This is a genomic window from Stenotrophomonas sp. Steno-Z10-HUANG (genome assembly GCF_056393075.1).
Map to the genome: position 1 here is coordinate 21486 of NZ_JBWJPA010000011.1, position 23841 is coordinate 45326.

At 69.3% G+C, this 23841-nt stretch carries 20 protein-coding genes; 19 read left to right on the forward strand and 1 reads right to left on the reverse strand.

The window, feature by feature from the left end; translation table 11 throughout:
* Window positions 1–135 precede the first annotated feature (135 nt).
* From rpsB to AC06E6_RS13980, 17 genes are all read left to right on the forward strand, one after another.
* On the forward strand, window positions 136–942 hold the full coding sequence (gene rpsB, locus AC06E6_RS13900; protein WP_104939194.1) for a 30S ribosomal protein S2: 807 nt from the start codon (window positions 136–138) through the stop codon (window positions 940–942).
* Window positions 943–1073: 131 nt separating this feature from the next.
* On the forward strand, window positions 1074–1955 hold the full coding sequence (gene tsf, locus AC06E6_RS13905; protein ID WP_104939195.1) for a translation elongation factor Ts: 882 nt from the start codon (window positions 1074–1076) through the stop codon (window positions 1953–1955).
* Window positions 1956–2139: 184 nt separating this feature from the next.
* The gene (locus tag AC06E6_RS13910; protein ID WP_161614657.1) at window positions 2140–3645 is read left to right on the forward strand and encodes a GGDEF domain-containing protein; all 1506 of its coding nucleotides are present in this window, start codon (window positions 2140–2142) and stop codon (window positions 3643–3645) included.
* A gap of 109 nt (window positions 3646–3754) precedes the next feature.
* Window positions 3755–4483 carry a UMP kinase gene (gene pyrH, locus AC06E6_RS13915; protein WP_054666822.1) on the forward strand — a complete coding sequence of 243 codons (729 nt, stop codon included), beginning with the start codon at window positions 3755–3757 and terminating at the stop codon, window positions 4481–4483.
* Window positions 4484–4614: 131 nt separating this feature from the next.
* Complete coding sequence (gene frr / locus AC06E6_RS13920) at window positions 4615–5172, forward strand: ribosome recycling factor (protein ID WP_104939197.1); 558 nt, start codon at window positions 4615–4617, stop codon at window positions 5170–5172.
* 27 nt (window positions 5173–5199) lie between these two features.
* Window positions 5200–5949, forward strand: a complete 750-nt coding sequence (gene uppS, locus AC06E6_RS13925) for a polyprenyl diphosphate synthase (RefSeq protein WP_427851927.1) — start codon at window positions 5200–5202, stop codon at window positions 5947–5949.
* Window positions 5946–6767, forward strand: coding sequence for a phosphatidate cytidylyltransferase (locus tag AC06E6_RS13930; RefSeq protein ID WP_161614658.1), 822 nt, complete (start codon window positions 5946–5948; stop codon window positions 6765–6767). Before uppS ends, AC06E6_RS13930 begins: the two co-directional genes overlap by 4 nt.
* Before the next feature lies 1 nt (window position 6768).
* The gene (locus AC06E6_RS13935; protein WP_240211790.1) at window positions 6769–7974 is read left to right on the forward strand and encodes a 1-deoxy-D-xylulose-5-phosphate reductoisomerase; all 1206 of its coding nucleotides are present in this window, start codon (window positions 6769–6771) and stop codon (window positions 7972–7974) included.
* A gap of 26 nt (window positions 7975–8000) precedes the next feature.
* Entirely contained in the window at window positions 8001–9350 is a 1350-nt protein-coding gene (gene rseP / locus AC06E6_RS13940) for an RIP metalloprotease RseP (RefSeq protein ID WP_161614660.1), read from the forward strand.
* 71 nt (window positions 9351–9421) lie between these two features.
* Window positions 9422–11887, forward strand: a complete 2466-nt coding sequence (bamA, locus tag AC06E6_RS13945) for an outer membrane protein assembly factor BamA (RefSeq protein WP_240211789.1) — start codon at window positions 9422–9424, stop codon at window positions 11885–11887.
* Between the two features lie 226 nt (window positions 11888–12113).
* On the forward strand, window positions 12114–13136 hold the full coding sequence (gene lpxD / locus AC06E6_RS13950; protein WP_104939202.1) for a UDP-3-O-(3-hydroxymyristoyl)glucosamine N-acyltransferase: 1023 nt from the start codon (window positions 12114–12116) through the stop codon (window positions 13134–13136).
* A complete protein-coding gene (gene fabZ, locus AC06E6_RS13955) occupies window positions 13133–13591 on the forward strand; it encodes a 3-hydroxyacyl-ACP dehydratase FabZ (protein ID WP_104939203.1) in 459 nt (152 codons plus the stop codon). Before lpxD ends, fabZ begins: the two co-directional genes overlap by 4 nt.
* A 19-nt stretch (window positions 13592–13610) precedes the next feature.
* A complete protein-coding gene (lpxA, locus tag AC06E6_RS13960) occupies window positions 13611–14402 on the forward strand; it encodes an acyl-ACP--UDP-N-acetylglucosamine O-acyltransferase (RefSeq protein ID WP_161614663.1) in 792 nt (263 codons plus the stop codon).
* The gene (gene lpxB / locus AC06E6_RS13965) at window positions 14399–15676 is read left to right on the forward strand and encodes a lipid-A-disaccharide synthase (protein WP_478061722.1); all 1278 of its coding nucleotides are present in this window, start codon (window positions 14399–14401) and stop codon (window positions 15674–15676) included. Before lpxA ends, lpxB begins: the two co-directional genes overlap by 4 nt.
* Window positions 15673–16308, forward strand: a complete 636-nt coding sequence (locus tag AC06E6_RS13970; RefSeq protein WP_104939206.1) for a ribonuclease HII — start codon at window positions 15673–15675, stop codon at window positions 16306–16308. The genes lpxB and AC06E6_RS13970 overlap by 4 nt, the downstream gene beginning before the upstream one ends.
* A gap of 88 nt (window positions 16309–16396) precedes the next feature.
* Window positions 16397–19987, forward strand: coding sequence for a DNA polymerase III subunit alpha (gene dnaE, locus AC06E6_RS13975; protein WP_161614665.1), 3591 nt, complete (start codon window positions 16397–16399; stop codon window positions 19985–19987).
* A 76-nt stretch (window positions 19988–20063) separates the two neighbouring features.
* A complete protein-coding gene (locus tag AC06E6_RS13980; protein ID WP_104939208.1) occupies window positions 20064–21023 on the forward strand; it encodes an acetyl-CoA carboxylase carboxyltransferase subunit alpha in 960 nt (319 codons plus the stop codon).
* Between the two features lie 79 nt (window positions 21024–21102).
* On the opposite strand, the gene AC06E6_RS13985 is transcribed toward AC06E6_RS13980, so the two are convergent.
* Window positions 21103–21558 (reverse strand): CopD family protein, encoded by a 456-nt coding sequence (locus AC06E6_RS13985; RefSeq protein WP_104939209.1) that lies wholly within the window; start codon window positions 21556–21558, stop codon window positions 21103–21105.
* 62 nt (window positions 21559–21620) lie between these two features.
* On the opposite strand from AC06E6_RS13985, the gene AC06E6_RS13990 reads away from it, so the two are divergent.
* Entirely contained in the window at window positions 21621–22217 is a 597-nt protein-coding gene (locus AC06E6_RS13990; protein ID WP_478061725.1) for a class I SAM-dependent DNA methyltransferase, read from the forward strand.
* Window positions 22218–22511: 294 nt separating this feature from the next.
* Window positions 22512–23828, forward strand: a complete 1317-nt coding sequence (locus AC06E6_RS13995; protein WP_478061727.1) for a polyhydroxyalkanoate depolymerase — start codon at window positions 22512–22514, stop codon at window positions 23826–23828.
* Window positions 23829–23841: the final 13 nt, after the last annotated feature.

The window sequence follows — 23841 nt, forward strand, 5'->3', positions numbered from 1 at the left end:
GTGCCGGGGTGCTCCGCGAGGAGTTCGGCCACGGAGGCAACAGGGAAGCCCAACCCCGGAACCCATCGCGCTTCCACGCGTCCCGCACACTTTGCCCGCGGGCGGAATCGCCGGTTCCCCGTCAGGAGTTCTGCAATGTCCCAGATCACCATGCGCCAGATGCTGGAAGCCGGCGTCCACTTCGGCCACCAGACCCGTTACTGGAACCCGAAGATGGCCCCGTACATCTTCGGCGCCCGCGGCAAGATCCACATCATCAACCTGGAAAAGACCGTTCCGCTGTTCAACGACGCGATGAACTTCATCTCGTCGGTTGCCCAGAAGCGCGGCACCATCCTGTTCCTGGGCACCAAGCGCAGCGCGCGCGATGCCATCAAGGAAGAAGCCGAGCGTTGCGGCATGCCGTTCATGAACCAGCGCTGGCTGGGCGGCACCCTGACCAACTTCCGCACCGTCAAGCAGTCGGTTGCGCGCCTGAAGGAGCTGGAAGCCGGCGAAACCGACGGCACCTTCGACCGCCTGGTCAAGCACGAAGTGCTGGGCCTGCGCCGCGAGCGCGACAAGCTGGAAGCCTCGCTGGGCGGCATCAAGGACATGAACCGCCTGCCCGACGCGATCTTCGTGATCGACATCGGCCATGAGGACATCGCCATCAAGGAAGCCAAGAAGCTGGGCATCCCGGTGATCGCGGTGGTCGACACCAACTACAACCCGGAACTGGTGGACTACGCCATCCCGGGCAACGACGACGCCATCCGCGCCGTGCAGCTGTACGCCCGCGCCGCCGCCGACGCGGTGCTGGAAGGCAAGGCCGCCGCCCCGCACGCCGCCTCGGTGCGCGAGGAAGAGTTCGCCGACGCCGCTGCCGCCGAAGAAGCCAAGCCGGCCCGCCGCGCTCCGGCCAAGAAGGGCGCCAAGAAGGGCGACGAGGCTTCGGCCTGATGCACCCGGCGGGTGGCGCCCCCACCCGCCTCCCCTGCGGCAGCGCCACCGGCGCCGGCCACTGACAGGGCCACGTAACAACGGCCGGCGATCATCGCCGGCCTGCCCCTTTCTATCGTTGAGGTAATCCCATGGCTGAAATCACCGCCTCCCTGGTCAAGGAACTGCGCGAGCGCACCGGCGCCGGCATGATGGAATGCAAGAAGGCTCTGGCCGAAAACAACGGCGACATCGACGCCGCTGCCGAAGCCCTGCGCAAGTCCGGCGCCGCCAAGGCCGACAAGAAGGCCGACCGCGTCACCGCCGAAGGCCGCATCGGCGTCGCCGTGAACGGCGGCAAGGCCGTGCTGGTCGAAGTGAACTCGGAAACCGACTTCGTCGCCAATGACGTCAACTTCAAGGCGTTCGTCGACGCCGTCGCCGCTGCCGCGCTGGCTTCCGGCGCCGCCGACGTCGAGTCGCTGAAGTCGGCCAAGCTGGCTTCCGGCGAGACCGTCGAGGAATCCCGCACCGCCGCCATCCAGAAGCTGGGCGAGAACATCCAGATCCGCCGCCTGGCCAAGGTCGACGGCAACAACACCGTCGGTGCCTACGTGCACAGCAACGGCAAGATCGGCGTGCTGGTCGACCTGGCCGGCGGCAACGCCGAGCTGGCCAACGGCCTGGCCATGCACGTGGCCGCGATGAACCCGCCGCACAACAAGGCCGCCGACGTGCCGGCCGAGTTCGTTGCCAAGGAAAAGGAAATCGAGCTGGCCAAGATGAGCGAAAAGGACAAGGCCAAGCCGGCCGAAATCCTGGAGAAGATCATCAGCGGCAAGATCAACAAGATCATCAGCGAAGTCACCCTGTACGGCCAGAGCTACGTGCTGGACAGCGACAAGACCGTCGAGCAGGCCGTGAAGGCCGCCGGCGGCGACGTCGTCGGCTTCCAGCGCCTGGTGGTCGGCGAAGGCATCGAGAAGGTGGTCGAGGACTACGCCGCCGAAGTCGCCAAGGCGATGCAGGTCTGACCCGGCCCCGATCCGGAGCCCAGAAGAAGCCGCGGACTCCGCGGCTTCTTTTTTTTTCCGCCATACGGCGGCCGGACCGGCTTTTGCTGTGGACTTCAAGTCCCTTTGCCCGATACTGTGACGCAAACCCGCCCGCCCCCGCCCTGCCTGTATCCTTGATGGCCTGCTGAACACCTCCCCCGACATGTCCCCCGAGCTCAACGCAGCGCTGTCACTCTGCCGCAACCTGCCCTCGCCGCCGGGCATCGCCATCCGCATCATCGAGCTGGCGCAGGATCCGGAGACCGACATCGCCACCGCGGCCGATGCCATCGCGATGGACATGGCGCTGAGCGCGCGGATGCTGCGCATCGCCAATTCACCGCTGTATGCCAGCCGGCGCCGCATCGAGAACCTCGGGCAGGCGCTGACCATGCTCGGGCTGAACGCGACCCTGCAGCTGGCACTGGGCTTCTCGCTGGCCAACGCGATGGACAAGGAGGGGCTGGACCCGCGCCTGCTGGAGCGCATCTGGCGCCGCAGCGTGCTCTGCGCGCTGGCCGCGCGCTTCCTTGGACTCGGCAGCGGGGTACGCCGGGTCGAGGAACTGATGCTCGCCGGGCTGCTGCAGGACGTCGGCACCCTGGCGCTGATGCAGGCCAGCCCGGACATCTACCCGGCGCTGTTCGACAAGGCCACCTGCAACGAGGAACTGCTCGCCCACGAGCGCGCCATCCTCGGCTGCAGCCATGCCGACATCGGCGCGCAGCTGTGCGAGCAATGGCACCTGCCCCGGTACCTGGTCGAGGGCATCGCCCGCAGCGAACCCCCGGCCGAACCCGAAGACCTGTTCCAGCGCTGCATCGCCCTGTCCGGCTGCGTGGCCGAAATCTGGCTGGCGGCCGATGCCGACGCCGCGCGCAGCCATGCGCTGCAGCGCGCCTACCGCGAGCTGGGCATGGACAGCCAGGGCTTCGAGCTGGTGCTGCAGCGGGTCAGCCAGATGCTGCCCGAGCTGTGCGCGCTGCTCGACGTGCCGGTACCCAGCTCCGCGCGCCTGCGCTTCCTGCTCGACCACGCCGACGAACTGAAGGAACTGCGCAACCTGCGCGAGCTGCAGGACGCCTCCGCCAGCCGCCGGCGCGCCGATGATTTCGAACTGATGGCCCGGCGCCTGGCCGAACAGGCGCACCTCGACGCGCTGACCGGGGTACTCAACCGGCGCCACCTGGAAACGGTGCTGGAGCAGGAGTTCGCCCGCGCCGCGCACATGAACCGGCCGCTGTCGATCGCCTTCATCGACCTGGACGACTTCAAGAAGATCAACGACGCCCATGGCCACCTGGCCGGCGACCAGGTGCTGCAGTCCTTCGCCTCGCACCTGCAGGAGCAGCTGCGCACCAGCGACACCGTCGCCCGCTTCGGCGGCGAGGAGTTCGTGGTGCTGTTCCCCGACACCAACGAACGCATCGCGCTGGAAGTGGTGCGGCGGGTGCTGGACACCATCGCGCAGACGCCGATGGCGGAGATCGAGGGCGCACCACTGCACGTGACCTTTTCCGCGGGCGTGGCCACCCACGGCGACTATGAGCGCTTCGCCAACGTGCAGGACCTGCTCAAGGCCGCCGACGACGTGCTCTACCGTTCCAAGAGCCTGGGCCGCAACCGGGTGATCGCCCGCGCCCCCGAGCCGCAACCGGCTTCCGGCTGAACGCGCGCGGGTGCGGCACCGGGCCGGTCATTGCAGTGCAACAAAAGCGCTGCCCGGCGGGCCTTCGATCCGTTAGAATTCCCGCGTTTTCCAGCCATCGAGGTCGTCCATGTCCCAGCTCGCCTACCAACGCATCCTTCTGAAGCTTTCCGGGGAGGCGCTGATGGGAGACGAGGACTACGGCATCGACCCCAAGGTCATCAACCGCCTGGCGCGCGAGGTCATCGAAGCGCAGCAGGCCGGCGCCGAGGTGGCGCTGGTCATCGGCGGCGGCAACATCTTCCGCGGCGCCGGCCTGGCCGCCGGCGGCATGGACCGGGTCACCGGCGACCAGATGGGCATGCTGGCCACGGTCATCAACGCACTGGCCATGCAGGACGCGCTGGAGAAGCTCGGCGCCAAGGCGCGGGTGATGAGCGCGATCAAGATCAATGACGTGTGCGAGGACTACATCCGCCGCCGCGCGATCCGCCACCTGGAGAAGGGCCGGCTGGTGATCTTCGCCGCCGGCGTCGGCAGCCCGTTCTTCACCACCGATTCGGGCGCCGCGCTGCGCGCCATCGAGATCGGCGCCGACCTGCTGCTCAAGGCCACCAAGGTCGACGGCGTCTACGACAAGGACCCGAACAAGCATGCCGACGCGGTGCGCTACGACACCCTGAGCTACGACCAGGTCATCAGCCAGGGGCTGGAAGTCATGGACACCGCCGCCTTCGCCCTTGCCCGCGACAGCGACCTGCCGCTGCGCGTGTTCGACATGGGCCAGCCCGGCGAGCTGCTGAAGATCCTGCGCGGCGAGAACATCGGCACCCTGGTGCACGGCCGCGACGCCCACTGACCCCGGCCCGCGCCGCGGGACCACGCACCGGGCGCGCGGGATCGGCCGCGCCCGGCTTCACGATTCCCGTCCGGCCGGCAGGGCTGTTCGCCTATAATCGGCCGGTTCCAGAAACATCCAGGATTCCGGCGATGATCAACGACATCAAGCAAGATGCGCAGGCGCGCATGGCCAAGAGCATCGACGCTCTGCGCCACACCCTCACCACCATCCGCACCGGCCGCGCCTCGCCGGCCCTGCTGGACGGCATCAAGGTCAAGGCCTACGGCACCGACACGCCGCTGAACCAGGTGGCCAGCATCAGCGTCTCCGAAGGCCGCTCGCTGGTCATCACCCTGTTCGACAAGAACATGATCAAGGAAGTGGAGAAGTCCATCTACGCTTCCGACCTGGGCCTGACCCCGACCACCGTGGGCACCACCATCCGCCTCAACCTGCCGCCGCTGACCGAAGAGCGCCGCCGGGAACTGGCCAAGACCGTGAGCAAGGAAGGCGAGGACAGCAAGGTCGCCATCCGCAACATCCGCCGCGACGCCAACCAGGAAGTGGCCCGGCTGCTCAAGGACAAGGCGATCACCGAGGACGAGGACCGCCGCGCGCAGGACGAGATCCAGAAGCTGACCGACAAGGCGATCAAGGACGTCGACGAGGTGGTCAAGCTCAAGGAACAGGAACTGATGGCGGTCTGACCGGTGCCGTCCGTCATGCCCGACGGCATGCCAGCACCCGGCGTGCCCGCGCACGTTGCCATCATCATGGATGGCAACGGCCGCTGGGCGCAGCAGCGGCGCCGCCCGCGCATGATCGGCCACCGCGCCGGCGCGCGCGCGGTCAACCGCACCATCGACTTCTGCCTGGAGCGCGGCGTCGCCGCGCTCACCCTGTTCGCGTTCTCCAGCGAGAACTGGGGACGGCCGGCGGAAGAAGTGGACGCCTTGATGAAGCTGTTCCTGGGCGCGCTCGACCGCGAGGTGGACGAACTCGACCGCCGTGGCGTGCGCGTGCGTTTCATCGGCGACCGCGCGCGTTTTGCCCCCGGCATCGTCCAGCGCATGGCGCGGGCTGAACAGCGTACCGCCGGCAACGGCGCGATGACCCTGAACGTCGCCGCCAGCTATGGCGGCCGCCAGGACATCGCCCATGCCGCGCGGCTGCTCGCCGAGCAGGTCGCCGCCGGTGCGCTGCAGCCCGCGCAGATCGACGAAGACCTTCTCGGCCGCCACGTGGCGCTCGCCGACCTGCCGCCGCCGGACCTGTTCATACGCACCGGCGGCGACACCCGCATCAGCAATTTCCTGCTGTGGCAGTTGGCGTATACCGAACTGTGGTTCACCGACGTGCTGTGGCCGGACATCGATGCCGGCATCCTGCAGCAGGCCCTGGACGACTACGCGCGGCGCGAACGCCGCTATGGATTGACCAGCGCACAGGTCGCCGCGGCGGCCACGGAGACCGTTTCCCCATGACCAAGACCCGTGTCATCGCCGCGCTGATCATGGCCCCGGCGGCCATCTGCGCGATCCTGCTGCTGCCGCCGCAATGGCTGGCCGCGGCCGCCGCGCTGGTGTTCCTCACCGGCTTATGGGAATGGTTCCGCCTGGCCGGCGTCGATGGGCTGCCGCGCACCGTGCTGCTGGTGCTGAACCTGCTGCTGATGGTGCTGCTGGTGTGGGCATCGGCCGGCAGCCTGGTGCTGTTCCAGCTGGCCACGCTGGCCGGAATCGGCTTCTGGCTGCTGGCGCTGCTGTGGCTGCGTTTCTTCGATTTCGGCGCCCACGAGGAAAGCAGCGCGCGCATGCTCAAGCTGGCCGCCGGCACCCTGGCGATCGTTCCGGCCTGGGCCGCGCTGGTGTTGATCCACGCCGGCGAACCGCACGGCAACCGCTGGCTGCTGACCGCGCTGGCGGTGGTCTGGGCGGCCGACTCAGGGGCGTACTTCGCCGGGCGCGCGTTCGGCAGGCACAAGCTGGCGCCACGGGTGAGCCCGAACAAGACCATCGAAGGCCTGCTGGGCGGGCTGGTGGCCGGCCTGGTCGTCGCGGTCGGCTTCGGCTGGCTGGCCGGCGTGCAGCCCGGCGCCATCGGCTGGCTGCTGTTGGTGGCAACGGCGACGGTGCTGGCCTCGGTGCTCGGCGACCTGTTCGAAAGCCTGCTCAAGCGCCATGCCGGCTTCAAGGATTCGGGCAACGTGATCCCCGGCCACGGCGGCGTGCTGGACCGCATCGATGGCGTGCTCGCGGCGCTGCCGGTGTTCGCGCTGGGCAAGGAAATCTTCGGTTTCTGACATGTCCGCCGCCCCGCTCCCTCTCCCGCGCCGGGTCGCGATCCTGGGCGCCACCGGCTCGATCGGCACCTCCGCGCTGGACGTCATCGCCCGCCACCCGGGGCAGATGCGCGCCAGCGTGCTGGCCGCCGGCAACAACGTGGACGCGCTGCTCGCGCTGTGCCGCAGCCACCGCCCCGAACACGCCGCCATCGCCGACCCGGCGCTGTATGCGCGCCTGCGCGACGGGCTGCGCGATGCCGGCCTGGCCACCCAGGCGCACGCCGGGGCCGGGGCCATCGACGCACTGGCCGCCGGCGACGCCTGCGACACCGTGGTGGCGGCCATCGTCGGCGCCGCCGGGCTGTCCTCGACCCTGGCCGCCGCCCGCGCCGGCAAGCGCCTGCTGCTGGCCAACAAGGAATCGCTGGTGCTGGCCGGCGAACTGCTGACCCGCGAAGCGGCCGCCGCCGGTGCGGACATCATCCCGATCGACAGCGAACACAACGCCATCTTCCAGTGCCTGCGCTCGCGCGACGCCAGCGTCGAGGGCGCGGGCGTACGCCGCATCCTGCTGACCGCGTCCGGCGGCCCGTTCCGCGGCCGGCGTCGCGCCGAACTGGAAGCGGTCACCCCGGCACAGGCCGTGGCGCACCCGAAGTGGTCGATGGGGCCGAAGATCTCGGTCGATTCGGCCACGCTGATGAACAAGGGCCTGGAAGTGATCGAGGCCCACCACCTGTTCGGCGTGCCGGGGGCGCGCATCGAGGTGCTGGTGCACCCGCAGAGCCTGGTGCATTCGCTGGTCGAGTTCATCGACGGCTCCACCCTGGCCCAGCTCGGCCTGCCGGACATGCGCACCACCCTGGCGGTGGGCCTGGGCTGGCCGCGGCGGGTCGAATCGGGCGTGGCCGGGCTCGACCTGCTGGCCCAGGGCCGGCTCGATTTCGAGGCGCCCGACCTGGAGGCCTTCCCCTGCCTGCGCCTGGCCTGGCAGGCCATGGAGGCCGGCGGCAGCGCCCCGGCGATCCTGAACGCCGCCAACGAAGTCGCCGTTTCAGCCTTTCTTCAGGGCCGCATAGGCTTCCTGTCGATCCCGGCGCTGGTGGAACATGCGCTGTCCACCCTGCCTGACATGGCTGCCGATACACTGGACGCCCTGCTGGCGGCCGACGCCCGCTCCCGCCAGGTCACCTCCACCGCCATCGCCCGCCTGCCCCATGCCTGACCCCGTCTTCCAACCGAGCCGCGCCCATGGCTGACTTCCTCGGTTCCGTGTGGTGGATGATCGTCAGCCTCGGCGTGCTGGTGACCTTCCACGAGTTCGGCCACTACTGGGTGGCGCGCCGCTGCGGGGTGAAGGTGCTGCGCTTCTCGGTCGGCTTCGGCCGCCCGCTGTGGAGCCGGCGCAACCGCAACGGCACCGAGTTCGTCATCGCCGCCATCCCCCTGGGTGGCTACGTGAAGATGCTCGACGAGCGCGAGGTCGAAGTGCCGGCCGGCGAGCGCGCCGTGGCGTTCAACAACAAGAGCGTCTGGCAGCGCATCGCCATCGTGGCCGCCGGCCCCGCCGCCAACCTGCTGCTGTGCATCGCGCTGCTGTGGGCGATGTTCGTGATCGGCCGCCAGGACTATTCGGCCACCGTCGGCCGCAGCAGCGGCATGGCCGCCAGCGCCGGGCTGGCGGCGGGCGACCGCATCATCGACATCGACGGCCGGGCGGTCGCGACCTGGGCCGAGGCCAGCATGGCCCTGACCACGGCCGCGATGGACCGCCAGGATGCCCGCGTGCGGGTGCTCGACGCGCTGGACACCCCGCACACCCGGGTGCTGCCGCTGTCCACCCTGCCGGCCGGATTCGACGAACGCACGGTCCCGCAGCAGGCCGGGCTGGCCTGGCGCTTCATGCTGCAGCCGGCGCAGGTCGAGTCGGTGGCCGAGGGTTCGGCCGCCAGCGGCCAGCTGCAGCGCGGCGACCTGATCCTGGCCATCGACGGACAGCGCGTGGAGAGCGCCGACCAGGTCGCGCCGCTGGTGCAGCAACTGGGCGAGCGCGGCGGCCCGGGCATGGTCGAGGTCGAACGCGACGGCCAGCGCATGGCCCTGGAAGTGCTGCCGCGCAAGGCGCCGGGCGACGGCCGCTGGCTGCTCGGGGTGGGCTTCGTCACCGGCCAGGCGCCGGCCTACGACGCCCGCCAGCAGTACGGGCCGCTGGCGGCGCTGCCGGCCGCGGTACGCGAAGCCGGCCGCCTGGCCGGCGACTCGCTGGGAATGATGCGACGGATGCTGACCGGGCACGCCTCGGTCAAGAACATCTCCGGCCCGATCACCATCGCCCGCGTCGCCAATGCCTCGGCCGAGCGCGGGGTGGACTGGTTCCTGTACTTCCTGGCCCTGCTGTCGCTGAGCCTGTGCATCATCAACCTGCTGCCGATCCCGATCTTGGACGGCGGTCACCTGCTGTATTACCTTATCGAGTTGCTCAAGGGCAGCCCGTTGAGCGAGCGCGCCATGGCCGCCGGGCAATATGTCGGCCTGGCGCTGCTGGCCGGACTGATGGGGCTGGCGTTCTACAACGACATCCTCGGGCTGTTCCCGCGATGAACTTTTTCCCGCTGACGTCGTCATACGCCGGCACCCACGCAACAATGAAATCGACTCCAACCGGACGTGACATGACGCGACTTCCCAATCGCCGCCTGCTTGCCCTCGCCCTCGCCGCCGGTCTGGCCGCGCCCGCGCTCGCGCAGGCAGCCGAGCCCTTCACCGCCAGCGACATCCGCGTGGACGGCCTGCAGCGCATCTCATCCGGTACCGTCTTCACCTACCTGCCGGTGGAACGCGGCGACCGCGTCGACGACGCCAAGGTCGGCGAGACCATCCGCGCCCTGTACAAGACCGGCTTCTTCGAGGACGTGCAGCTGGACCGCCAGGGCGACATCCTGGTGGTCACGGTCAAGGAACGCCCGGCGATCAACAAGCTCACGGTCACCGGCAACAAGGACATCAAGAGCGAGCAGCTGCTCAAGGGCCTGGCCGACATCGGCCTGAGCGAGGGCGGCACCTTCGACCGCCTGAGCCTGGACCGCGTGACCCAGGAGCTGCGCCGCCAGTACAACGACCGCGGCAAGTACAACGTCGAGATCACCCCGACGGTGAGCCCGCTGGACCGCAACCGCGTGGACGTGGCCATCGCGGTCAAGGAAGGCAAGGCGGCCAAGATCCGCCACGTCAACCTGGTCGGCACCGAGAAGTTCGAGGCCGCCGACATCCTCGATACCTGGGAGTCCAAGGAGCACAACTGGGCCTCGTGGTACCGCCGCGACGACCAGTATTCCAAGGAAAAGCTGTCCGGCGACCTGGAGAAGCTCAACTCCTGGTACCTGGACCGCGGCTACATCGATTTCAGCGTCGACTCGACCCAGGTCTCGATCAGCCCCGACAAGCGCGACATGTTCATCACCGCCGGGGTGACCGAGGGCGAGCAGTACAAGATCTCCGAGATCAAGGTCACCGGCGACACCATCCTGCCGCAGGAAGACGTCGAGCGCATGGTGTTCCAGAAGGCCGGCGACACGTTCTCGCGCGGCCTGCTGGAGTTCAGCGCCGACGCGATCACCAACACCCTGTCCAACATCGGCTACGCCTTCGCCAAGGTCAACCCGATCCCGACCAGCAACCGCGCCGAGCGCACGGTGGCGGTCAACATGCAGGTGGTGCCCGGCCCGCGCGTGTCGGTGCGCCGCATCGTGTTCAAGGGCAACACCCGCACCGCCGACGAGGTGCTGCGCCGCGAGATGCGCCAGTTCGAGAATGCCTGGTACTCGCAGGCCGCCATCGACCGCTCCAAGATCCGCCTGCAGCGCCTGGGCTACTTCGAATCGGTCGACGTCGAGACCTCGCCGGTCACCGGCAGCAACGACCAGGTCGACGTGGTCTACAACGTCAAGGAAACCACCTCCGGCAGCTTCGTGTTCGGCCTGGGCTATTCGCAGTCCTACGGCATGACCACCTCGGTGCAGCTGTCGCAGAACAACTTCCTGGGCGGCGGCAACCGCGTGTCGGTCGAGGCCTCGCGCAGCAGCTACCTGCAGCGCTACGGCTTCTCGTACATGAACCCGTACTTCACCGACGACGGCGTCTCGCTGGGCTACAACCTGTCCTGGCGCGAGCTGGACTACTCGGACTTCAACACCGCCCAGTACAACAGCACCAACGGCTCGGCGCAGATGATCTTCGGCGTGCCGATCACCGAGAACGACAGCTTCTCGCTGATGTTCGGCATCGACAGCAACCAGATCACCACTTACAGCGGCTACACCCCGCAGTCGATCATCGACTACATCGATGCGATGGGCACGCGCACGTTCCACTCCTGGCGCACCGAGCTGGGTTGGGCGCGCGACACCCGCAACGACTACTTCATGCCGACCCGCGGCACCTACCAGCGCCTGGGCCTGGAAGCCACCCTGCCCGGCTCCACCGCCGAGTACTACAAGCTCAGCTACCAGATCTCCAAGTACTGGCCGATCATGCCGTCGCTGGTGATCAACACCCGCGTCGAGTTCGGCTACGGCGACTCCTACGGCAACGACAAGGTGCGCGACATCTGCTGGTTCGAGACGCCCGCCGTCCCCGGCACCCCGGCCGATGGCGACAAGCCGGCCGTCCCGGGCACGCCGGCCACCACCGAGGTGGTGGACTGCGCCACCAACCCCACCGCCAAGCACCGTCAGGTCAAGGCGTCGGGGCTGCCGTTCTTCGAGAACTTCTACGCCGGCGGCACCAACTCGGTGCGCGGCTTCCGCGACAACACCCTGGGCCCGCGCTCGGAGATCTTCGGCGGCTACTACCGCGGCCAGCCGCTGGGCGGCTCGCTGAAGACCGTCGGCTCGGTCGAGGCGTACTTCCCGAAGCTGTTCGACAGCCCGTCGGCGCGCGTGTCGGCGTTCCTCGACTTCGGCAACGTCTACAACGGCACCGACAACTTCGACGCGGGCGAACTGCGCGCCTCGGCCGGTGTCGCGCTGCTGTGGCGCGCCCCGGTCGGCCCGATCTCGATCAGCTATGCCTTCCCGCTCAAGAAGAAGGAAGGCGACGAGATCGAGCGGCTGCAGTTCACCTTCGGCGGACAGTTCTAGGGAACTGCCCGCGCGCCCAAGGCGTCGCCTTGGGCACCCCAGGTTTCGCTGAGCGAAACCTGGGGACGCGCCCTGGCCTTCCGATCCCCCCGCCTTCGGCGCACCCCCTTACCAAGGGGGCTCTTCTCCAGAATCATTCCGGCGGTTCCAAGCCGAGCCGGCCTGCGCGCGGCCTGTGCCCCACCTGCCGCATGACCGCGCCACTTCCAGACGCTAAACTCCCGGCGTGAATACTCCGACCCATACCGCACAGGAACTGGCCGACCGTTTCGGGCTGCAGGTGCACGGCGATCCGTCCACCGCGATCCACGGCGTGGCCACGCTGGCCCATGCCGGCCCCGGACAACTGACCTTCCTGGCCAATCCGCGCTACCGCGCGCAGCTGGCCGAGAGCAGGGCCGGCATCGTGGTGCTGCGCGCCGACGACGCCGAGGCCGCGCCCGGCACCGCCCTGGTCGCCAAGGACCCCTACACCACGTTCGCCAAGATCGGCGCGCTCTTCGAGGCGGTGCCGCTGCGCGAGCCCGGCATCCATCCCAGCGCGGTGATCGACCCGTCCGCGCGGGTGGCCGCCAGCGCCCATATCGGCCCGTTCGTCAGCATCGGCGCGCGCAGCGTGGTCGGCGAGAACTGCATCGTCGGCGCCGGCAGCATCATCGGCGAGGACTGTTCGCTGGACGCCGGCTGCGAGCTGGTCGCCCGCGTCACCCTGGTCACCCGCGTGCGCCTGGGCAAGCGCGTGCGCATCCACCCCGGCGCCGTGCTCGGCGCCGACGGTTTCGGCCTGGCGATGGACGCCGGCCACTGGATCAAGGTGCCGCAGCTGGGCGGGGTGCGCATCGGCGACGACTGCGAGATCGGCGCCAACACCTGCGTGGACCGCGGCGCACTGGAAGACACCGTGCTGGAAGAAGACGTGCGCCTGGACAACCTGGTGCAGATCGCCCACAACTGCCACATCGGCGCGCACAGCGCGATCGCCGGCTGCACCGGCATCGCCGGCAGCGCCCGGATCGGCCGCTACTGCCTGCTCGGCGGCGCGGTCGGGGTGGTCGGCCACCTGGAGATCTGCGACCACGTGGTCGTCACCGGCAAGTCGGTCGTGCGCAACTCCATTACCGAACCGGGCGAGTACTCGTCCGGCACCCCATTGACCGACAACCGCACGTGGCGCAAGAACGCCGCGCGCTTCAAGCAGCTGGACAGCCTGGCGCGCCGGGTCCTGGCTGTGAGCAAGGAGAAGGAATGAACTCACCGCTGCCGTTGCCCATCGACGTCAACACGATCCGCACGCTGATCCCCCACCGCTACCCGTTCCTGCTGGTGGACAAGGTGGTCGCGCTGGATACCGAGGCAAGGACGATCGTCGCGCACAAGAACGTCACCATCAACGAGCCGTTCTTCCAGGGGCATTTCCCCGGCCAGCCGATCATGCCGGGGGTGCTGATCATCGAGGCGCTGGCGCAGGCCGGCGGCGTGCTGACCCAGCTCAGCCTCGGCCGCGACGCGCAGTCCAAGCTGTTCTACCTGGTCAAGGTGGACAACGTGCGCTTCATGAAGCAGGTGGTGCCCGGCGACGTGCTGGAGCTGCACGTGCAGGTCAAGCGGGTGATCCGCAACATGGCCGTCTACTACGGCGAGGCCAAGGTGGACGGCGAAGTGGTGGCGCATGCCGAGGTGCTGTGCGCCGGCACCCGCGAATGATCCCGACCGGAGCCCGCGCATGAACGACAGCGCCCCCCTGATCCACCCCACCGCGGTCATCGACCCGTCGGCACGGCTGGCCGACGACGTCCGCGTGGGCGCGTTCTGCCTGATCGGCGCCGACGTCGAGATCGGCGCCGGCACCGTGGTCGGCCCGCACTGCAGCATCCACGGCCCGACCCGGATCGGCCGCGACAACCGCTTCATCGGCCACGCCGCCATCGGCGGCGAGCCGCAGGACAAGAAGTACGCCGGCGAGCGCACCGAGCTGGTGATCGGTGACCGCAACGTGGTCCGCGAGTTCGTCACCGTCAACCGCGGCACCGGCGGCGGCGGCGGCATCACCCGCATCGGCAACGACAACTGGCTGCTGGCCTACACCCACGTCGCCCACGACTGCCAGGTCGGCGACCACTGCGTGTTCTCCAACAACACCACCCTGGCCGGCCACGTCAGCGTCGGCAACTGGGTGATCATCAGCGGCTTTGCCGGCGCCCACCAGTTCTGCCGCATTGGCGACCACGCCTTCCTCGGCATGGGCGCGCTGGTGACCGGCGACATCCCGCCGTTCACCATGGTCGGCATCGACGGCCACGGCCGTCCGCGCGGCATCAACAGCGAAGGCCTCAAGCGCCGCGGCTTCGATACCGCGCGTATCGGCGCGATCAAGCGCGCCTACCGTACCCTGTACGTGGCCGGCATTCCGCTGGCCGAGGCCAAGCAGCAGCTGGCCGAGCAGGCGCGGGACAGCGACGACGTGCGGCAGATGCTGGACTTCATCGAACACGCGGACCGTCCGCTGCAGCGATGAGCGCCGAAGGCAGCACCGGGAACGGGCACGCAGGGCCCGGGGACGGCGGCGACGGGACACCCATCGCCGTCGCCCGTGAGCGCGTGGCGCGCGGCCCGCGGATCGCGCTGGTGGCCGGGGAAACCTCCGGCGACCAGCTCGGCGCCGGCCTCATCGCCGAACTGCGCCGGCACTTCCCCGACGCCGAATTCGCCGGCATCGGCGGCGATGCCATGCGCGGCGCCGGCTGCCAGACCTGGTTCGATGCCAGCGAGCTGGCGCTGATGGGCCTGGCCGAGATCCTGCGTCACCTGCCGCGCCTGCTCAAACTGCGCCGCGCGTTCCGCGAGCGCGTGCTCGACTGGCGCCCGGACGTGTTCATCGGCATCGACGCGCCCGACTTCAACCTTGGCGTCGAACGCTGGCTCAAGCAGCGCGGCATCCGCACGGTGCACTACGTCAGCCCCTCGGTCTGGGCCTGGCGTGAGAAGCGCGCCGAGAAGATCGGCGCCAGCGCCGACCGGGTGCTGTGCCTGTTCCCGATGGAGCCGCCGATCTACGCGCGGCATGGCGTGGACGCACGCTTCGTCGGCCACCCCATGGCCGATGCGATCCCATTGGACAGCGACCGCGCCGATGCCCGCACCCGGCTCGCACTGCCCGCCACCGCGCCGATCCTGGCGGTGCTGCCGGGCAGTCGCCTGGGCGAGATCGGGCGGCTCGGCCCGGCGTTCTTCGAGGCCGCCTGGCAGGTGGCCGAACGCATGCCCGGCCTGCACATCGTGGTCCCGGCGGCCAATGCCCGCTGCCGGCAGCTGATCGACCAGCAGATCGCCGCCTCGGCGCTGCCGGCGGCGCGCCTGCACGTGCTCGACGGCCAGGCCCGCGACGCGCTGACCGCCGCCGACGTGGTGCTGCTGGCTTCGGGTACCGCCACGCTGGAAACCATGCTGGTCAAGCGGCCGATGGTGGTCGGCTACCGCGTGTCGGAGCTGACCTACCGCATCGCCCACGCACTGAAGCTGGTCAAGGTCGACCGCTACGCGCTGCCCAACGTGCTGGCCAGGCGCGACCTGGCGCCGGAACTGATCCAGCACGACTGCACGCCGGAGCGCCTGGCCGCGGCCGTGCTGCGCTGGTTCCAGCATCCCGGCCACGTGCCGGGGCTGCAGGACGACTACCGGCGCCTGCACCTGGAGCTGCGCCAGGACGCGTCGGCACGCGCCGCCGACGCGGTGGCGGAGTTGCTGGGTCCGGAAGCCGGCGGCCAGCAGCCCGAGGCGCACCCGCGATGAAGGCCGACACCGGCAGCCTGCCGCTGTTCCCCTCGGCCCCGGCCGCCGGTCCCGGGCTCCTGCCCTATGCCGGCATCGACGAGGCCGGGCGCGGCCCCCTGGCCGGCCCGGTGGCCGTGGCCGCGGTGGTGTTCGACCCGCAGCGGCCGCGCATCAACGGTCTGGACGACTCCAAGGCACTCACCGCCGCGCGCCGCGAACAGCTTTTCGAGCGCATCGTCGAACGCGCCCTGGCCTACAGCATCGTGCTGGTGGACGTGGCCGAGATCGACGGCATCAATATCTTCCAGGCCACCATGCAGGGCATGCGCCGGGCCGTGCAGGGCGTGGCGCACGTGGCGCAGTTCGCGCGCATCGACGGCAACAAGGTGCCCAAGGGCCTGCCGTGCCCGGCCGAGGCGCTGGTCGGCGGCGACGCCCTGGACCGCGCGATCATGGCCGCCTCGATCCTGGCCAAGGTCAGCCGCGACCGCTACATGCTGGACCTGCACCTGCGCCATCCCGAGTACGGCTTCGACCAGCACAAGGGCTACGGCACCCCTGCCCACTTGGCCGCGCTGCGCGCGCATGGCCCGTGCCCCGAGCACCGCCGCAGTTTCGCACCGGTGCGCGACGCCCTGGCCGTGGCCTAGCCACGGCCGCGGGTGCATTGGCCGCCCGTCAAGCCTTGTCCGCTCCCGCCCCCGCCGCTACCCTGCCCGTTCACCGCAGTGATCCGGCATGAGCACTCCCCGCTTCGTCCACCTCCACGTCCACACCGAATTCTCGATGGTGGACTCCACCATCCGCGTCCCGGCCAAGCCGGACCAGGCCGATCCGAAGAAGGCCAAGCAGGCCAACCTCCTCAGCCGTTCGGTGGAAATGCAGGCGCCGGCGCTTGCGGTCACCGACCTGAACAACATGTTCGCGCTGGTGAAGTTCTACAAGGCCGCCGAAGGCGTGGGCATCAAGCCGATCGCCGGCGCCGACGTGCTGATCGCCGAGGACGGCCACGACCCGTGGCGCATGACCCTGTTGTGCCGCGACCGCGACGGCTACCTGAGCCTGTCGCGGCTGCTCAGCCGCGCCTGGCTGGAGGGCCACCGTCCCGAGGGCGGCGTCGCCATCCACCCGCAATGGCTCAAGGACGGCTGCCACAACCTGTTCGCGCTGGCCGGGCGCCAGAGCCTGGCCGGGCGCCTGGCCGGCGAAGGCCGCCATGACCTGGCCGAACAGCAGCTGGCCGACTGGCAGCGCGTGTTCGGCGATGGCCTGCACCTGGAACTGACCCGTACCGGTCGTGACGGCGAGGAAGCCTTCAACCAGTTCGCGCTGATGGCCGCCGGCCAGCGCGGCCTGCCGGTGATCGCCAGCAACGACGTGCGCTTCCTGTCGCCGCAGGACTTCGACGCGCACGAGGCGCGGGTGTGCATCTCCACCGGGCGCGTACTCGACGACCCCAAGCGCCCGCGCGAGTACAGCCGCGAGCAGTACCTGAAGTCGCCGGAACAGATGTGCGAGCTGTTCGCCGACATCCCCGACGCCATCGACAACACGCTGGCGCTGGCGCAGCGCTGCAACCTGGAGATGCGGCTGGGCACCTACTTCCTGCCCAACTACCCGGTGCCCGACGACGAGACCCTGGACACCTGGATCCAGAAGCAGTCGCGCGACGGCCTGGAAGAACGCCTGCAGAAGAACCCGCTGGCGCCGGGCAAGACCCGCGAGGACTACTTCGAGCGCCTCGAGTTCGAGCTCGACACCATCATCAAGATGGGCTTCCCCGGCTACTTCCTGATCGTGGCCGACTTCATCCAGTGGGGCAAGAACCAGGGCATCCCGATCGGCCCGGGGCGTGGTTCGGGCGCCGGCTCGCTGGTGGCCTGGGCGCTGAAGATCACCGACCTGGATCCGCTGCCATACAACCTGCTGTTCGAGCGCTTCCTCAACCCGGAACGCGTGTCGATGCCCGACTTCGACATCGACTTCTGCATGGACCGCCGCGACGAGGTGATCGACTACGTCGCGCGCAAGTACGGCCGCGAGCGGGTCAGCCAGATCATCACCTACGGCACCATGGCCGCCAAGGCGGTGGTGCGCGATTCCGGGCGCGTGCTCGGCTTCCCGTACGGCCTGGTCGACGGCGTGTCCAAGCTGATCCCCAACATCCTGGGCATCGGCCTGAAGGACGCGCTGGGCAAGGGCAAGGAAGGGCCGGATTCGGAAATGGCCTCGGCCGAGCTGATCCAGCGCTACCAGAACGAAGACGACGTCCGCGACCTGATCGACCTGGCGCTGCAGCTGGAAGACCTGACCCGCAACGCCGGCAAGCACGCCGGTGGCGTGGTCATCGGGCCCGAGCCGCTGTCCGAGTTCTGCCCGCTGTACGCCGAACACGACGAAGGCAGCCTGGGCAAGAACCCGGTCACCCAGTTCGACAAGAACGACGTGGAGGAAGTGGGCCTGGTGAAGTTCGACTTCCTCGGCCTGCGCACGCTGACCATCATCGACTGGGCGGTGAAGGCGATCAACAAGCGCCATGCGCGCGCCGGCATCCCGCCGGTGGACATCGCCGCGATCCCGCTCGACGACGCGCCCACCTACAAGGACATCTTCGCCAACGGCAACACCGGCGCGGTATTCCAGTTCGAATCCTCGGGCATGCGCCGGCTGCTGAAGGACGCGCGCCCGGACCGCTTCGAGGACCTGATCGCGCTGGTGTCGCTGTACCGCCCCGGCCCGATGGACCTGATTCCCTCGTTCAACGCGCGCAAGCACGGCCAGGAAGAGATCATCTATCCCGATCCGCGCACCGAAGCCATCCTCAAGGACACCTACGGCATCATGGTGTACCAGGAGCAGGTGATGCAGATGGCGCAGATCGTCGGCGGCTACTCGCTGGGCGGCGCCGACCTGCTGCGCCGCGCGATGGGCAAGAAGGTGCCGGCGGAAATGGCCAAGCACCGCGAGATCTTCCGCGAGGGCGCGGCCAAGGGCGGCGTCGACGGCCCCAAGGCCGACGAGATCTTCGACCTGATGGAGAAGTTCGCCGGCTACGGCTTCAACAAGTCGCACGCCGCCGCCTACGCGCTGGTCAGCTACCAGACCGCCTGGCTCAAGCGCCACTACCCGGCCGAGTTCATGGCCGCGACGCTGTCCTCGGACATGGACAACACCGACAAGGTGGTCGGCTTCCTGGCCGAGGTGCGCAACCTCGGCCTGCGCGTGGAGCCGCCGCGGGTCAACGAATCGGCGTACATGTTCGAGGCGTCCTCCGCCGACACCATCCGCTACGGCCTGGGCGCGATCAAGGGCGTCGGCCAGGGCGCCTGCGAAGCGGTGGTGGCCGAGCGCCTGCGCGGCGGCGAGTACACCACGCTGCTGGATTTCTGCGCGCGGGTGGAATCGGCCAAGCTCAACCGCCGCACCCTGGAAGCGATGATCCAGTGCGGCGCGCTCGACGGCCTCGGCCGCAACCGCGCCTCGCTGATGCTGCAGCTGCCCGAAGTGCTCAAGGCCACCGACCAGATGGCGCGCGAGAAGGCATCGGGCCAGAACTCGCTGTTCGGCGCGCCCGATCCGGTCAACGCCGCCGCGCAGCTGGACCTGCCGGAAAGCCGCGAATGGCCGGTGGCGCAGCTGCTGGGCGGCGAACGCGAGACTCTGGGCTTCTACCTCAGCGGGCATCCGTTCGACCCGTATGCCGATGACGTCAGGGAGCTGGTCGGCACCGACCTGGGCGCGCTGGACAAACTGGTCGCGCCGGCCCCGCCGCCGCGCGACGGCGAGAAACGCGGCTGGCGCCAGGAAGCGCAGGTGATCCTGGCCGGCATGGTCGTGGGCATGCGCCGCAAGGGCGACAGCCAGGTGTTCGTGCAGCTGGAGGACGGCAAGGGCCGGGTCGAGTGCAGCGCCTTCTCCGACGGCCTGGCCGAGTTCGGCCACCTGATGACCAAGGACCGCATCCTGGTGGTCAAGGGCGGCCTGCGCGAGGACGAATTCAACGGCGGCTACGCGCTGCGCATCCGCCAGTGCTGGGATTTCGAACAACTGTGCGCCGACCACGCGGTGCGCCTGTCGCTGCGCGTGGACGGCCGCGGCGGCCCGGTATGGCAGCGCATCGAACCGCTGCTGGCCACGCACCGCCCCGGGCGCACCCCGATCCGCCTGGACCTGTTGCTGAAGGGCAAGGACGGCGGCGGCGTGGCCGGCATGCTCGACCTCGGCGGCGCCGGCGCGGTGCGGGTCAGCACGCAGCTGCTCGACGCCCTGCGCGAGGACCCGGCGGTGCGCCGGGTCAAGCTCGCCTACAGCCCGCCCTGGGCCAGCTGAAGGTCCGGACGGCCGCGTACGGGTGCACCCGACGCGTTCGGCTACACTTCCCCACTTTCATTCAAGACGGTTTCCGATGAACCCGAATTACCTCGATTTCGAGCAGCCCATCGCCGATCTGGAAGCCAAGATCCAGGAGCTGCGCAGCGCCAGCGCGGGCCCGGCGGTCAATGTCGAGGCCGAGGTCCGGGCACTGCAGGACAAGCTGCGCCTGCGTACCGCGCAGATCTTCCGCAACCTCTCGTCCTGGCAGGTGCTGCAGGTCGCGCGCCACCCCTCGCGCCCCTACACCCTGGATTACATCGGCATCTTCTGCGACGAGTTCCAGGAGCTGGCCGGCGACCGTGCGTTCGCCGACGACAAGGCCATCGTCGGTGGCCTGGCCCGCATCGGCGGCCGCCCGGTGATGCTGATCGGCCACCAGAAGGGTCGCGACACCAAGGAAAAGATCAAGCGCAACTTCGGCATGCCCAAGCCCGAGGGCTACCGCAAGGCGCTGCGGCTGATGAAGATGGCCGAACGCTTCGGGCTGCCGGTGCTCACCCTGATCGACACCGCCGGCGCCTGGCCGGGCATCGACGCCGAGGAGCGCGGCCAGTCCGAGGCCATCGCCCGCAACCTGATGGAAATGGCCGAACTGAAGGTGCCGGTGATCTGCACCGTGATCGGCGAGGGTGGCTCCGGTGGCGCGCTGGCGCTGGGCGTGGGTGATCGCACGGTGATGCTGGAATACAGCGTCTACTCGACCATCAGCCCGGAAGGCTGCGCCTCGATCCTGTGGAAGGACGCCGGCAAGAACAAGGAAGCGGCCGAGCAGCTGGGCATGACCGCACCGCGGCTCAAGCAATTGGGCCTGATCGACAAGGTCGTGCGCGAGCCGATCGGCGGCGCCCACCGCAACCCGAAGCAGATGGGCCGGCGCCTGAAGGCGGTCCTGCTCAACGAACTGGACGCGCTGGAAAAGCTGCCGGTCGACGCGCTGCTGGCCAAGCGCTACGCACGGCTGCGCGGCTATGGTGCCTACGAGGCCGCTTGAGCCGGTTCCGGCGGCGCGCGCGAAAAGGCCGGCATCCGCCGGCCTTTTTCGTTTTCAGCACGGTGTGCGTGCCGGCGGGTCAGAACGGCTTGGCCAGCACCAGGTAGACGATGGCGATGAACAGCACCAGCGGCAGTTCGTTGAACCAGCGCAGCGCGCGCGCCGACGGCAGCGCGCGGCCGGCATCCACGCCCTTGAGCCAGCGCCCGGTGAAGATGAAATACACCAGCAGCAGCACCACCAGGCCGAGCTTGGCGTGCAGCCAGCCGGCGGCGCCGGGCGCGACCATGGTCGGGAAATCCGGCAGCACCCGGTAGCCCAGCCACAGCACCAGCCCCAGCACGAAGGCCAGGCCGAACATGACGTGGCCGAAGCGGTACAGCCGCCGCCCCATCAGCTGCAGGCGCTGCCCGACCTGCGCCTGGCCGGCGGCCTCGGCCAGGTTGACCAGGATCCGCGGCAGGTAGAACACCGCGGCCATCCACGCCACCACGAACACGAGGTGGAAGGTCTTCACCCAGAAATACGACTGCATGCGCTGGCTCCATCGGCGGCGTAGGATGGCCGCATTTTCGCCCATCCGCCGCCGACACGCACATGCAGGAAAAGCACTACGACGCCGCCTATTTCCACCACTGGTACCGCCGCGGCGACATCGGCGGCCCGGCGCGGCTGGCACGCAAGGTGCAGCTGGCCGTGGCCACCGCCGAGTACTACCTGGAGCGGCCGATCCGCAGCGTGCTCGACATCGGCTGCGGCGAAGGCGCGTGGCGCGCGCCGCTGCTCAAGCTGCGGCCGAAGCTGCAGTACATGGGCTTCGACGGCAGCGAGTACGCGGTGCAGCGCTACGGCCGCACCCGCAACCTGCACCTGGCCCGCTTCGGCGATTTCCAGTGGCTGCGCCCGTGCGCGCCGGTGGACCTGCTGGTCTGCGCCGACGTCATGCACTACGTGCCCAGCCGCGAACTGCGCCAGGGCCTGCCCGGGCTGGCCGAGCTGTGCGGCGGCGTGGCGTTCCTGGAAACCTTCACCGCCGACGACGAATTCCATGGCGATCACCAGGGATTCCAGCCACGCCCGGCGCGCTGGTACCGCCGCCAGCTGGCGCAGGCCGGCTTCCGCGCCGCCGGCTCGCACTGTTGGCTGGGGCCGCACTGCGCCGACGACATGGCCGCGCTGGAGCGCGGCGGCTGAACCCGCGCTACGCCATCACGTCGCGCGGTCGCCCCACGGCCTGCACCGCACACCGCCGGCCCCGTCTTTCGCCTGCCACACCCCGCGGCTTGCGGCGCGCCCCTGATTCAGCGGGCTTTTCTCCGGACACGTTCCGCAGGTACGGAGCTCTGCCGCCCCGCCGGTCCTGCAGGGCCCCACTCCGCGCACCGGCCGGATCCGGCCGGCGCCGCGCCCGTCATTCTCCGCTTAACGCCGCGCCCGCCTGTTTGCGTTATGCTGCAAGGCACCATATGACCATACATATTGCCCGGCATGCTCTATCAACTGCATGAGATGACCCGCAATCTGCTCGCGCCCTGGGTCCACCAGGCGCAGGCCAACGCGGCGTTCTTCAACACGCCGGGCCACTGGTGGTCGTCCATGCCCGGGGCCGACCGGCTGGCGGCGATGAACGAACTGTTCCACCGCCTCGGCAAGGATTACGAGAAGCCGGAGTGGGACATCCACGAGCTCGAGCTCGATGGCGAAGTCGTGCCCGTGGCCCAGCTCACCGAACTGGAAAAGCCGTTCTGCCGCCTGCTGCGCTTCAAGCGCCACAGCAACGACGGCGCCCGTGTCGAAGCCCTGCTTGCCCAGCCCGCGGTGCTGGTGGTGGCGCCGTTGTCCGGCCACCACGCCACCCTGCTGCGCGACACCGTGCGTACCCTGCTGCGCGCCCACCGCGTGTATGTCACCGACTGGATCGACGCGCGCATGGTGCCGGTGGAACAGGGCGAGTTCGGGCTGGACGATTATGTCGAGTACGTGCAGGCGTTCATCCGCCACCTCGGCGCCGCCAACCTGCACGTGGTCAGCGTCTGCCAGCCGACCGTGCCGGTGCTGGGCGCGGTGTCGCTGATGGCCGCCCGCGGCGAAACCACGCCGCGCTCGCTGGTGATGATGGGCGGGCCGATCGATGCCCGCCGCAGCCCCACCGCGGTCAACAATCTGGCCACGCGCAACCCGCTGTCGTGGTTCGAGAACAACGTCATCCACACCGTGCCCGCCCCCTACCCGGGCCAGGGCCGGCGCGTGTACCCAGGCTTCCTGCAGCACGCCGGCTTCGTGGCGATGAACCCCAGCCGCCACCTGATGTCGCACTGGGATTTCTACACCGACCTGGTCAAGGGCGACCTGGACGACGCCAACGCCCACCGTCGTTTCTACGACGAGTACAACGCGGTGCTGGACATGCCCGCGCGCTTCTACCTGGACACCATCCGCGTGGTGTTCCAGGAGTTCCTGCTGCCGCGCGGGCAGTGGCACGTGCGTGGCGAGCGCGTGGACCCGTCGGCGATCCGCGACACCGCGCTGCTGAGCATCGAAGGCGAACTGGACGACATCGCCGGCCTCGGCCAGACCGAAGCCGCGCAGGCGCTGTGCACCGGCATCCCGGCCGCGCGCCGCAGCCACTTCATCGTCGAGGGCGCCGGCCACTACGGCATCTTCAGCGGCCGCCGCTGGCGCGAGGTGGTGTACCCGAAGGTGCGCGACTTCTTCATCGCGCAATCGCAGCCGGCGGCGGCGAAGAAGCCGCGCAAGGCCGCCGCCAGCAACGTCACCCCGCTGCGCCGCCGCGCGCAGCGCTGAGCCACCGCGCCCG